Below are 11,794 nucleotides of genomic sequence, written 5' to 3'. Positions count from 1 at the left end.
TTTTTACATCCACCATGGCGCCGCTCGGTGAGTCGCCACCCGGTGGATCGCCACCCGGTGGATCGATGAAGCGTGATCCACCCTACGCGAGGACATGATTCGGGTGTCTGCTCCCAGATCTTCTCGCTTACTGGTAACCCAGCGAATGCAGCGCACGCTCATCGTCGGACCAACCGCTCTTGACCTTCACCCACAGGTTCAGCATGACCTTGGAGTCAAACAGTACTTCCATGTCCTTGCGGGCTTCCTGACCGATGCGTTTGATGCGCTCGCCCTTGTCACCGATGATGATCTTCTTTTGCCCGTCGCGCTCGACCAGGATCAGCGCGTGAATATGCAGCACACGACCCTGCTGCTTGAAGTCTTCGATCTCGACGGTAATCTGGTAAGGCACTTCCGCACCCAGCTGACGCATGATCTTTTCGCGCACCAGCTCGGCGGCGAGGAAGCGGCTGCTGCGGTCGGTGATCTGGTCTTCGGGGAAAAAGTGTTCGCCTTCGGGCAGATGCGAGGCCACCAGCTTCTCGAACACATCGAGATTCTGCCCGTGCTGAGCGGAAATCGGCACGATCTCGGCGTTGGGCAGCTGCTGCGCCAGCCACTCGAAGTGCGGCAGCAGCTCTCCTTTGTCTTCAACGCGATCGGTCTTGTTCACGGCAATGATCACCGGACCTTCGACATACTGAACCCGCTCAAGCACCAGCTGATCTTCATCTGTCCAGCGCGTGCGATCGACGACGAACACCACGACATCGACATCCTTGAATGCCGACGAAGCCGTACGGTTCATATAGCGATTCAGGGCTGTCTCGCCATTCTTGTGCATGCCGGGGGTATCGACATAGACGGCCTGAACGGCACCGTCAGTCTTGATCCCGAGCATGTTGTGCCGGGTGGTCTGCGGCTTGCGCGAGGTGATGGCGAGTTTCTGCCCGAGGACATGGTTGAGCAGCGTCGACTTGCCGACATTGGGACGCCCTACGATGGCCACGTAACCGCAGCGGCTTATCTTGTCTTCTGTCTGTTGTTCAATCATGACCATTCTCCACGCCCAGGGCGATCAGGGCCGAAGCGGCCGCGACCTGTTCGGCAATGCGCCGACTGGCACCCTGCCCTTGCGTCTTTTCATTGAGCAGCGCCACCTGACATTCGACGAAGAAAGTTCGGCAATGCGGTTCACCCTCGATAGCCACCACGTCATAACGCGGCAGCTCGCAGGCACGCGACTGCAGAAACTCCTGCAAACGGGTCTTCGGGTCTTTGTTGGTGTCGACCAGCGTCAACCCTTGCAGTTCGTTGGCCAGCCAGGCCAGTACGCGATCACGCGCCGCTTCCATGCCGGCATCCAGATAGATGGCGCCGATCAGGGCTTCCAGCGTGTCGGCCAGGATCGATTCGCGGCGAAATCCACCGCTCTTCAGCTCGCCCGAGCCCAGGCGCAGATATTCGCCAAGCTCGAAGCCGCGGGCCAGCACCGCCAGCGTCTCGCCCTTGACCAGACGTGAGCGCAGCCGGGATAGCTGCCCCTCTTTGGCCTGAGGGAAGTGCGTGAACAAAGCCTCCCCGGCGATGAAGTTGAGAATGGCATCGCCAAGAAATTCCAGACGCTCATTATTGCGTCCGGCATAACTGCGATGGGTGAGAGCCAGAAGCATCAGCTCCTGATCCTTGAATTGATAACCGAGCTTGCGCTCGAGACGGGCTAACGAAGTGCTCACGGCATCCTTAGGCGATATTCTTTGTCGAAGTTCGCCACCAGATCCAGATTGCGGATCAGCGGCTCGCGCTTTTCGTAATTCAGGTGAACCCTGAATTCATTGTTTTCAATCACGACCTTCAGCGCCTCTTCCAGATCCAGGTCGCGAATGCCGTTGACGTCCATGCCCCGGCGAACGTGGCCGTAGAAGTCACGCACGCTGCGCACTTCCGTGGCCTGATCACTTTCCACCCCTGATATGATCTTGTCCATGGACATATAGTCGAAGTAATGCGGCAACATCTTGAATGCCGTGCTGGCGAAGAACGCCACCAGCGCAAGCACCACGATCCAGCTCAGCATGGACAAGCCTTTTTGCGAACGAGCGAAACTCATGTCGACCTCTATGTCGTGCATTACCCACCGATCGGGGCTGGATAAATATAGCGGGACGGGGCGCAGGAACCGGGCCGTGATTCACAGACTCAGTGAATCAGGCCGACCCGGGAAAAGTGGGGCAGGTTGCTGAGCTTCGGATCGGGCCAGCTCATCCACACCGCAAACGCCTTGCCGACGATATTGCGATCGGGAACCATACCGGCGAACTCGGCGGCAATCGCCTCGTCCTGCCAATAGCGGCTGTCGTTGGAGTTGTCGCGGTTGTCGCCCATCATGAAATAGTGACCTTCCGGAACGCGCCACTCACGATCGGGCTCAACTCGATAACGGATCATTTCCTTGCGGATCAGATGCTCAGCCTCGCCCAGTTTTTCCTGATACAGGCTGGCGCTGCCAAGACTGCCTGGCTCTTCAGCCAGCAGCATTTCGGGCACCGACTGACCATTGATGCTCAACCGCTTGTCGCTGCCATAGCGAACAAGATCACCTGGCAGCCCAATGACGCGCTTGATGTAATTGATGTTGGGGTCGTTGGGGTAGCGAAAAACCATTACATCGCCGCGCTTCGGATCGCTAACGTCGATAATTTTGGTATCCACAACCGGCAGCCGAATCCCGTAAGCGAACTTGTTGACCAGAATGAAATCGCCCACTTCCAGCGTCGGGATCATCGAGCCGGAAGGAATCTGAAACGGCTCGATCAGGAAGGAACGCAACACCAACACGATCGCCAGCACGGGAAAGAAAGACTTGCCGTACTCGATCAGCACCGGTTCCTTGCTCAAGGCCTCCAGCGTGCTCTGATCGAGCTCGCCTGTATTGCGTTCGTAATTGGCTATCGCCACCCGCCGACGAGGTGCAAAAAACACCAAATCGAGGAGTGCAAGAAAACCGCACACGGCAACGGCAATCACCAGCAACAGCGGGAAATTGATCGACATATCAACTATCTACCTTGAGCACCGCAAGGAATGCTTCCTGCGGAATTTCCACGTTGCCAACCTGCTTCATGCGCTTCTTGCCCGCCTTCTGCTTCTCCAGCAGTTTGCGCTTTCGGCTTACGTCACCGCCGTAACACTTTGCCAGAACGTTCTTGCGCAACGCTTTTACGGTGCTTCGAGCAACGACCTGACCACCAATGGCGGCCTGAATCGCGACGTCGAACATCTGCCGAGGGATGAGTTCCTTCATCTTCTCGACGAGCATGCGGCCCTTGTAGTGCGCATTGTCGCGATGCACGATCAGCGCCAGCGCATCGACCTTGTCGCCGTTGATCAGGATATCGAGACGGGTCAGGTTGGCCGACTGGAAGCACTCGAAACTGTAATCCAGCGAGGCGTAGCCACGGCTGACAGACTTCAGGCGATCGAAGAAATCCAGCACCACCTCACTCATCGGCAGGTCATAGCGGACCTGTACCTGGGAGCCGAGGAACTGCAGATCGCGCTGCACGCCGCGCTTTTCGATACACAGCGTGATGACATTGCCCAGATGCTCCTGTGGCACCAGGATATTGGCGCGCACGATGGGCTCGCGCATGTCTTCGATGGCGGACAGATCCGGCAATTTCGACGGACTGTCGACGTAGATGGTTTCGCCGTTTTTCAGCGCCAGCTCGTAGACCACGGTCGGCGCAGTGGTGATCAGATCCAGATCGTATTCGCGCTCGAGACGCTCCTGGATGATTTCCATGTGCAGCATGCCGAGGAAACCGATACGGAAGCCGAAACCCAGGGCATCGGAACTTTCCGGCTCATACTGCAGGGCGGCATCGTTGAGCGTCAGCTTCTGCAGCGCGTCGCGGAAATCCTCGAAATCATCCGAGCTTACCGGGAACAGGCCGGCATATACCTGCGGCTTGACCCGCTTGAAGCCGGGCAGCATCTCGACGTCCGGAGTGTTGGCAAGCGTCAGGGTATCGCCCACCGGCGCGCCGAGAATGTCCTTGATGCCGGCGATGATGAAGCCCACTTCACCGGCCTTGAGATCGACCGTACTGGTGTGTTTCGGATTGAACACACCAACGCTGTCGACCTGATGCGTCTTGCCAGTGGACTTCACCAGCACTTTGTCGCCTTTCTTGATCCGGCCATGGCGGACACGAACCAGCGAAACGACGCCCAGATAGTTGTCGAACCAGGAATCGATGATCAGTGCCTGTAGCGGCGCCTCGATATTTCCGGTGGGAGGCGGGATGGTGGCGACCAGACGCTCAAGCACCTCATCGACGCCCATTCCGCTTTTGGCGCTGCAGGCTACGGCATCAGTTGCATCGATACCGATGATGTGCTCGATCTCGTCCTTGACCCTGTCCGGATCAGCCTGAGGCAGATCCATTTTGTTCAGCACCGGCATGACTTCCAGGCCCTGCTCGATGGCCGTATAGCAGTTGGCTACCGACTGCGCCTCCACGCCCTGACCGGCATCGACCACCAGCAGCGCGCCTTCACACGCTGCCAGAGAACGGCTCACCTCGTAGGTAAAGTCCACATGCCCGGGCGTATCGATGAAATTGAGCTGATAGGTCTTGCCGTCGCGCGCCTTGTAATGGAGGGTCACGCTGTGGGCCTTGATGGTGATGCCGCGCTCGCGTTCGAGGTCCATGGAGTCGAGGACCTGGGAAGCCATTTCGCGCTCTGTCAGGCCACCGCACATCTGAATGAAGCGGTCAGCCAGGGTCGACTTGCCATGATCAATGTGCGCGATGATGGAAAAATTGCGGATATGACTCAGGTCACTCACAGCTAAACACCCGGATATGCCGCAGGCTGATTGCCCGCCGAAAAATAGCCGCGGATTGTACCTGATCGGTCTTTTCAGCGCCACGCCGAGTCAATGCCTCACGGCTTGCGCAACGGCGGCACAGAACAGCGCGACCGAGTCGCCCTGTTCTCGGCTGCAGCGCTCTATTCGGCAAGCTTGAAGGTGATGAAGCTGGCCCGCCCCTGACGCAGCACGCGCATGGACACCGAGCGATTTTTCGGAAGCTCCTCGGCAACGCGAGCAAAGGTGGCAGCGGAATCAATGGCCTGATTATTCAGATGTGTGATCACATCGCCGGGGCGAAGGCCGATCATCGCCGCAGGCCCATTGAGCACTTCGGTAATCACCACACCGCCCGACAGGTCGAGACTGCGCTTCTGCTCGGCAGTCAGCTCCGACACCTTCACGCCCAGCCGGTTACTGCTCTTTTCCGCGCGCGCGCCTTTGGCCGCGACCTCTTCACCCTCTTCCGGCAACGCACCGATGGTGACCATCAGGGTTTCGCGACTGCCCTCGCGCACGATGCCTAACCGGGCCTTGGTATCGGGCTTGATAGTGCCAATCAGGTGCGGCAAGTCGGCAGACATATCAATCGCATCGTCATTGACACTAAGGATGACATCACCCACCCGCAAACCACCCTTCGCAGCCGGCCCGCCATCCATGACCTGTGCAACCAGCGCCCCCGTCGGACGCTCAAGCCCGAAGGACTCGGCCAGATCCCGGTTCACTTCCTGGATGACCACGCCCAGCCAGCCTCGACTGACCTTGCCCTCAGTGCGCAACTGCTCGGAGATATCCATCGCGACATCAATGGGAATGGCAAACGACAACCCCATGAAACCACCCGAGCGGGTAAATATTTGCGAGTTGATACCAACAACCTCACCCTGCAGATTGAACAGCGGCCCCCCGGAATTGCCCGGATTGATCGCGACATCGGTCTGGATGAAGGGGACATAGCTTTCATTGGGCAGATTACGCCCGGTGGCGCTGACAATACCTGCCGTCACCGTATGGTCAAAGCCGAACGGGGAGCCGATGGCCAAGACCCACTCACCAGCCTTGAGCTCGCTGGATTTGCCCAGCTTGACGGTCGGCAGATCCGAACCCTGGATTTTGAGCAGTGCGACATCGGTTCGAGGGTCGGCACCGACAAGCGTCGCTTCCAGCTCACTGCGATCCGGCAGGCGCACGATAATCTCATCAGCGTCAGCCACCACATGATTGTTGGTCAGCACATAGCCATCAGCAGAAATAATGAAACCGGAACCCAGAGACTGTGCTTCGCGCTGCTGCCCCCGACCCGGCAGGCCCGGAATACTGTGTTCGAAAAACTCTCGGAATATGGGTGGCAAGCCTTCCAGATCAGGTAGCTGCGGATGGGCGCCACGAACCGGCACTTTCTGCTTGGTGCTGATATTGACTACCGCCGGCGAGGCGCTTTCAACCAGAGGCGTGAAATCAGGCAGCTGAGCCTGTGCCACCGCCACCGGCCCCATAAGAAGCAGCGCAGCGACAAACGCGAAGCAGCTAGTGCGTTGAACCTTCAAGATCATTCCCCCTTGGCGAAAACGAAACGACCGCCGCGTCACTACCGGCCACGGCCAGCATGACCCGCACTACCACCGGTTGCAGCGCGCAGTCCCCTGCCGCTCGCCGGCTGCGCGCGCGCACGACGAACCATGAAATCAGGAAACCGCCGAGCCCGGCCAATATCACGAACGGCTCCGATGCCGACAGCAGGGAAGCCAGCAGCGAAGAAGCCAACAGTACGATGAGTGGGAAAAGATAAACAAGGACTGCGCCGCGCAGCAAGACATCTTCGCGAATGCCGATGACGACCGAATCACCCAGCTGCAGGTGCTGATCGGACAGAGCGCGGATCAACCCGCGCCGCTCACGGACGCCCAGCTTGTCCATCAGCCCCTGTCCGCAACCATTTCGGGCGGAACAGCCAGAGCAGGTACTCTTGCGCTGAGTCTCGACCCAGACAGCGCCGGACTCCACCGCAACTACACGCCCCGGCTCTTCTATCATCGCGAGGCCTGATCTGCTCCGGCCCGCATCGACAGCGCGACTCGCTCGGCAGTACCGAGCGGAACCTCGCCGACAACAGTCACCATCACATCACCATCCGCAGTGGTGAGGCGCTTCGATACGGCAACGGTAGGCCCCATATGGCTACGCGCATCCTCCACGACAGCTCCCCGCAAGGGCTCTAGAAATACCGAGAAGCGTGCCAGTCCGTCACCATAGGACAGCCAGGCCACAGGTTCATCGGAAGCAGGGCTGGGACGTATATTCGAGTCGAGCAGCTTGAAGCCTTCCGGCAACCAGTCGGAACGCCACTGCGGCTCAACTGCTTCGCTTTCGGCAGCGAGCGAAACAGTCAGACAGGCTGAGCCTGCCTCGACATCAGCAGGCTGAACACCGTCGGGAGAGAAACTGACGAACTGGAAACGCTCGAGCAGCTGCCCACTTTCATTAAGCAGCAACGACTTGAGGGGTAGCGCCGTTTCACTGTCCAGGTGCAACTCGAATCCGTAGCGGTGCTGATCCTTTGGCCGCACGGCAATCGCTTTCGCAGGCCTTCCCGCTACCCGCGAATCGCCAATCAGCTGAAAGTCATACCACTGGCCGAGCGCCACTGGATCGAACTGCGCCTGTTGCCAGGGCGTCACATCCCTGACCTGAGAGGCTAGTTGTTCACTGGCGCATTGCACCCGACCATTCACCAGCAGGACTTCCGCCGCGGATCCGTCGAGCTGCAGTAGGCGCTCGTAAAGCTTGTCATTTTCGCTCAGTTGCCAGATGGCATGACTGGAAAAGCTACCGTTACGCTCATACATGAAAGTGCCGTGGTAGCTCTGTTTTTTTTCAGACGTCGCAAGACGCTGCAACCAAGCATCGGCATCAGCAGCAAAGGCCGGCATTGATAGCCAGCCTCCGAGCACCACACAAAGCGGTATTACACGCATGTTGTTCCTTAACGATCTTCCATACTGGCAGCGCGCGCATAGGGCAACGCGCTTTCGGACTCGCTACCAAAGGCAGCCTGCTGTGCATGCTGGCGTACATAAGCCGGCAAACGTTGTTCATGCCAGCCTTCGGCAGGCACCTGACTGGTGGAAGCTTGAGCCTCCATCGCCTCGGCATTGTCGCTGCCATTATAGCCAGCCAATACCGCCGGCCCCTGTGCAGCTTGTGGAACGGCGATGCTCGGCTGCGCAGCCTGCTGCGCCATCTGAGGCCCAGCCACCTCGCCCTGATTGTACAGACGAACACCCGCCAGCACAGCCACGGTCACCGAGGCAGCCACTGCCAGGCGGCCCATATTGCGCCAGGCAAATTTCTGCGGCTTGGCGGCACTGATGGCCGGCTCATCGGCCAGGGCAGCAGATACTGCCGAGGCGATATCCATGCGCGGCTCGATCAACTCCCTGTGCATGGCGGCACGAGCGACTTGATAACGCGACCAGGTCGCACGCATCTCGCTTTCGCCATCCGCTGCGAGCACTCGACGTAATTCCAACTCGTCCGCTTCGTTATCCATCACTGCGGACAGCGATTCATGCAGGGCTTCACGACTCATGGCGGTTCCTCTCTTGGCTGTCGCCGCTGTCTCAGGACTCATGCAACAAGGGTTGCAACGATTTATCTATGGCTTCCCGCGCCCGGAATATCCGAGAGCGGACTGTACCCACCGGACATTGCATGACGTTTGCAATGTCTTCATAACTGAGACCATCAAATTCGCGCAGTGTTAGAGCCGTGCGCAAATCTTCTGGAAGCTGCTGTATGGTCCGGTGGACCGTATCTTCGATTTCATCCCTGAGAAGAGCTCGCTCCGGCGACTCGATGTCCTTGAGGGCGTGATCGCCATCATAGAACTCCGCATCTTCGGAACTGACATCACTGTCTGGTGGCCGCCTTCCTCGGGCCACCAAATGGTTTTTCGCCGTGTTGATTGCAATCCGGTACAGCCACGTATAGAAGGCACTGTCGCCGCGAAAATTCGCCAGCGCCCTATAGGCCTTGATGAAAGCTTCCTGCGCAACATCCTGCGCTTCATGGGAGTCATGCACGAATCGCACGATCAACCCAAGAATCTTGTGCTGATATTTCAATACCAGCAAATCGAAAGCCCGCTTGTCACCCCGCTGTACTCGTTCGACCAGTTGCTGGTCCTGCTCCTGGGTTAGCATAAACACTCCTTCATGACCCGGAAGGGGTGCGGCTTTTGCCAGCGAGCTGACCTGCCAGAATAGACCCGGGCTTTACGCAAAAGTTCTCCCCCTTCCTAGCAAGCTGTACTGCACACGCCTGACGGCATTGGCAGGCGATGCCGCAAACCTGATTGGTTCGCCTCGCCTGCCCGGTATTTCACAGCAAAAACCTTCGGCCCACTTTCTTCGATGAGCCCCCGGCTTGTATCCACAACTATCTATAGAAAGAGTTCGGCATAAAAAGTTCCAGCATTCGCGAAGAAAATGCACGAGTGCTTTTTTGCCGACACACGCACTCTATATACTGCCCTCGCTTCCAATGCGAGTAATCAAATGAGCCAGCATTATCAATACGACGTTCTAGTCATCGGCAGCGGTGCGGCTGGTCTTACGCTGGCCCTGAACCTGCCGACTACGCTGCGTATCGCCATACTCAGCAAAGGCGATCTGGCCAACGGATCGACTTACTGGGCGCAAGGCGGTGTCGCCGCCGTGCTGGATACCACCGACACGGTGGAATCTCACGTCGCCGACACGCTCGTCGCGGGTGCTGGCCTGTGCAGCGAAGACGCTGTGCGCTTCACCGTCGAGCATAGCCGCGAAGCCATCCAGTGGCTGATCGAACAGGGCGTTCCCTTCACCCGCGATGAGGCTGATCGCGAAGATGGCAGTTTCGAGTATCACCTGACGCGTGAAGGGGGGCACAGCCATCGACGCATCATCCATGCAGCTGACGCCACCGGCGCGGCTATTTTCAACACCCTGCTCGCTCGCACCCGGAACAGATCCAACATTGACCTGCTTCAGCAGCGCGTTGCTGTCGACCTGATTACCGAACACAAGCTGGGCCTGTCCGGCAGGCGCTGCCTGGGTGCCTATGTGCTGAACCGCGCCACAGGCGAGGTGGATACCTTCCAAGCCAAGTTCGTCGTACTGGCAACCGGCGGGGCGGCAAAAGTCTATCTGTATACCAGTAACCCTGACGGCGCCTGCGGTGATGGTATTGCCATGGCCTGGCGCGCCGGATGCCGGGTCGGCAACCTGGAGTTCAACCAGTTCCACCCGACCTGCCTCTATCACCCCAAAGCCAAGAGCTTCCTGATCACCGAGGCGTTGCGAGGCGAAGGCGCCCTGCTCAAGCTACCCGGCGGCGAGCGCTTCATGCCTCGCTTCGACGAGCGCGCCGAACTGGCCCCGCGCGACATCGTTGCGCGCGCCATCGATCATGAGATGAAGCGGCTCGGTATCGATTGCGTGTACCTCGACATCAGCCACAAGCCGTCGGCCTTCATTCGGGAGCACTTCCCCACCGTTTACGAGCGCTGCCTGGAATTCGGTATCGACATCACTCGCGAACCCATTCCAGTGGTGCCCGCCGCGCATTACACCTGCGGCGGCGTCCTCGTCGACCAGGCCGGAAAGACCGATATTCCGGGCCTCTACGCCATCGGTGAAACCAGCTTTACCGGCCTGCACGGAGCCAATCGCATGGCCAGCAACTCGTTGCTGGAGTGCTTCGTATACGCCCGCTCCGCCGCCCAGGACATGCTCCGTGAACTGCCGAACATCGAACAACAGAGTGCACTGCCAAGCTGGGATGCGAGCCAGGTAACCGATTCGGACGAGGATGTCATCATTGCGCACAACTGGGACGAACTGCGGCGGTTCATGTGGGATTACGTCGGCATCGTCCGTACCAACAAGCGCCTGACACGCGCCCAACACCGGGTACGCATGCTGCTGGATGAGATCGACGAGTTCTATTCCAACTACAAGGTCAGCCGCGACCTGATCGAACTGCGCAATCTGGCCCTGGTGGCCGATCTGATGATCCGTTCGGCGATGCAGCGCAAGGAAAGCCGGGGCCTGCATTACACCCTGGATTACCCCGAGGCGCTGACGCAAGCCAGCGACACTATTCTGGTTCCACCCACCTACGGCGACTGAACTTCAGCCGCACCCGCAGGCGGCGATGCTGTTCAGCCGGCATCGCGTCCCGCGCAACGCACAGGCCACGGGAAAACAATTGGCCCGGCACCCTGAAACGCAGGACTACCATCAGTGGCAGCGCAAGGCTGTCGGGACGCAACTGCACAGGTTGCCAGCCTGCGCCCCGACTCCAGAGGGACCAGCCCTGCTGATCCTTGCGCAGGCCTCGCCAGGACGAGTCGCGTGAAAGCAGAATGCGCGAAGGGAGCACCCAGCAGGCATGCAACAGGCATAGCAGCAGACCGAGCATTCGCAACCACTGCGGGACAGGCACCATCAGCAGAGTGACAACTGCCAGTGCCAATGCCGTCATATAAAGCACCAGCAACAGGCGCGATGCCTGCCAGCGGCACTCAAAAGACCCGTTATTTAGGTTGGACACGATCAAGGATCATGCGAACGATAAGCCGCAGATCCTCATCATCCGGCTCTGCGCGCTCCATGAACCAGCCGAACATGTCCTGGTCTTCGCAGCTCAACAGCTCGCGATAGCGGCGCTGATTCTCTTCATCCAGTTGCGGATAAACCTCCTGGGTGAAAGGCACCAGCAGGACATCCAGCTCCAGCATGCCGCGACGGCTCTGCCAGAACAGGCGATTCAGTTCGGATTGTTCGACCATGCCCATGCTCCTCGATTTAAGCCCGGCATTATAGCCACAGGCGCAGCGCCCGACACGCTCTTGCTCGAAGGCCTGCCTGCGCGCAGTGCCAGCTGGCG

13 protein-coding genes are annotated in these 11,794 nt (G+C 58.9%); 1 reads left to right on the top strand and 12 read right to left on the bottom strand.

The window, feature by feature from the left end; translation table 11 throughout:
- Positions 1-127: 127 nt before the first annotated feature.
- From era to rpoE, 10 genes are all read right to left on the bottom strand, one after another.
- Positions 128-1,036, bottom strand: a complete 909-nt coding sequence (gene era, locus NAV32_RS16070; RefSeq protein ID WP_256053805.1) for a GTPase Era — start codon at positions 1,034-1,036, stop codon at positions 128-130.
- Positions 1,029-1,718, bottom strand: coding sequence for a ribonuclease III (rnc, locus tag NAV32_RS16065; RefSeq protein WP_256053804.1), 690 nt, complete (start codon positions 1,716-1,718; stop codon positions 1,029-1,031). The genes era and rnc overlap by 8 nt, the downstream gene beginning before the upstream one ends.
- Positions 1,715-2,092 carry a DUF4845 domain-containing protein gene (locus tag NAV32_RS16060; RefSeq protein WP_256053803.1) on the bottom strand — a complete coding sequence of 126 codons (378 nt, stop codon included), beginning with the start codon at positions 2,090-2,092 and terminating at the stop codon, positions 1,715-1,717. Before NAV32_RS16060 ends, rnc begins: the two co-directional genes overlap by 4 nt.
- Positions 2,093-2,181: 89 nt before the next feature.
- Entirely contained in the window at positions 2,182-3,036 is an 855-nt protein-coding gene (gene lepB, locus NAV32_RS16055; RefSeq protein WP_256053802.1) for a signal peptidase I, read from the bottom strand.
- Between the two features lies 1 nt (position 3,037).
- Complete coding sequence (gene lepA, locus NAV32_RS16050; RefSeq protein WP_256053801.1) at positions 3,038-4,837, bottom strand: translation elongation factor 4; 1,800 nt, start codon at positions 4,835-4,837, stop codon at positions 3,038-3,040.
- A gap of 164 nt (positions 4,838-5,001) precedes the next feature.
- Entirely contained in the window at positions 5,002-6,360 is a 1,359-nt protein-coding gene (locus NAV32_RS16045; RefSeq protein WP_256053808.1) for a DegQ family serine endoprotease, read from the bottom strand.
- Positions 6,361-6,391: 31 nt separating this feature from the next.
- The gene (locus NAV32_RS16040; protein WP_256053800.1) at positions 6,392-6,898 is read right to left on the bottom strand and encodes a SoxR reducing system RseC family protein; all 507 of its coding nucleotides are present in this window, start codon (positions 6,896-6,898) and stop codon (positions 6,392-6,394) included.
- Positions 6,895-7,839 (bottom strand): MucB/RseB C-terminal domain-containing protein, encoded by a 945-nt coding sequence (locus NAV32_RS16035; protein ID WP_256053799.1) that lies wholly within the window; start codon positions 7,837-7,839, stop codon positions 6,895-6,897. The genes NAV32_RS16040 and NAV32_RS16035 overlap by 4 nt, the downstream gene beginning before the upstream one ends.
- An 8-nt stretch (positions 7,840-7,847) precedes the next feature.
- A complete protein-coding gene (locus NAV32_RS16030) occupies positions 7,848-8,453 on the bottom strand; it encodes a sigma-E factor negative regulatory protein (protein WP_256053798.1) in 606 nt (201 codons plus the stop codon).
- Between the two features lie 31 nt (positions 8,454-8,484).
- Positions 8,485-9,066: an RNA polymerase sigma factor RpoE gene (gene rpoE / locus NAV32_RS16025; protein ID WP_014851841.1), complete on the bottom strand. Its 582-nt coding sequence runs from the start codon at positions 9,064-9,066 to the stop codon at positions 8,485-8,487.
- A 354-nt stretch (positions 9,067-9,420) separates the two neighbouring features.
- Here rpoE and nadB point away from each other — a divergent pair, with 354 nt between their 5' ends.
- Positions 9,421-11,034 carry an L-aspartate oxidase gene (gene nadB, locus NAV32_RS16020; RefSeq protein WP_256053797.1) on the top strand — a complete coding sequence of 538 codons (1,614 nt, stop codon included), beginning with the start codon at positions 9,421-9,423 and terminating at the stop codon, positions 11,032-11,034.
- Here nadB and NAV32_RS16015 read toward each other — a convergent pair.
- The gene (locus tag NAV32_RS16015; protein ID WP_256053796.1) at positions 11,003-11,458 is read right to left on the bottom strand and encodes a protein YgfX; all 456 of its coding nucleotides are present in this window, start codon (positions 11,456-11,458) and stop codon (positions 11,003-11,005) included. The two genes, nadB and NAV32_RS16015, sit on opposite strands and share 32 nt — an antisense overlap.
- Complete coding sequence (locus tag NAV32_RS16010; protein ID WP_256053795.1) at positions 11,442-11,696, bottom strand: succinate dehydrogenase assembly factor 2; 255 nt, start codon at positions 11,694-11,696, stop codon at positions 11,442-11,444. The genes NAV32_RS16015 and NAV32_RS16010 overlap by 17 nt, the downstream gene beginning before the upstream one ends.
- Between the last annotated feature and the right edge of the window lie 98 nt (positions 11,697-11,794).

Origin of the sequence: Stutzerimonas stutzeri (genome assembly GCF_024448695.1) — a bacterium.
GTDB lineage: Bacteria > Pseudomonadota > Gammaproteobacteria > Pseudomonadales > Pseudomonadaceae > Stutzerimonas > Stutzerimonas stutzeri_T.
The sequence above is the reverse complement of the archived record's forward strand: the minus strand, read 5'-3'. Positions and strand labels throughout refer to the sequence as shown.

Coding starts and splice junctions, on each gene's coding strand:
- era (WP_256053805.1), bottom strand. CDS start 1,036: ATGATTGAACAACAGACAGAAGACAAGATAAGCCGCTGCGGTTACGTG.
- NAV32_RS16060 (WP_256053803.1), bottom strand. CDS start 2,092: ATGAGTTTCGCTCGTTCGCAAAAAGGCTTGTCCATGCTGAGCTGGATC.
- lepB (WP_256053802.1), bottom strand. CDS start 3,036: ATGTCGATCAATTTCCCGCTGTTGCTGGTGATTGCCGTTGCCGTGTGC.
- NAV32_RS16045 (WP_256053808.1), bottom strand. CDS start 6,360: ATGGGGCCGGTGGCGGTGGCACAGGCTCAGCTGCCTGATTTCACGCCT.
- NAV32_RS16040 (WP_256053800.1), bottom strand. CDS start 6,898: ATGATAGAAGAGCCGGGGCGTGTAGTTGCGGTGGAGTCCGGCGCTGTC.
- NAV32_RS16035 (WP_256053799.1), bottom strand. CDS start 7,839: ATGCGTGTAATACCGCTTTGTGTGGTGCTCGGAGGCTGGCTATCAATG.
- NAV32_RS16030 (WP_256053798.1), bottom strand. CDS start 8,453: ATGAGTCGTGAAGCCCTGCATGAATCGCTGTCCGCAGTGATGGATAAC.
- rpoE (WP_014851841.1), bottom strand. CDS start 9,066: ATGCTAACCCAGGAGCAGGACCAGCAACTGGTCGAACGAGTACAGCGG.
- nadB (WP_256053797.1), top strand. CDS start 9,421: ATGAGCCAGCATTATCAATACGACGTTCTAGTCATCGGCAGCGGTGCG.
- NAV32_RS16010 (WP_256053795.1), bottom strand. CDS start 11,696: ATGGTCGAACAATCCGAACTGAATCGCCTGTTCTGGCAGAGCCGTCGC.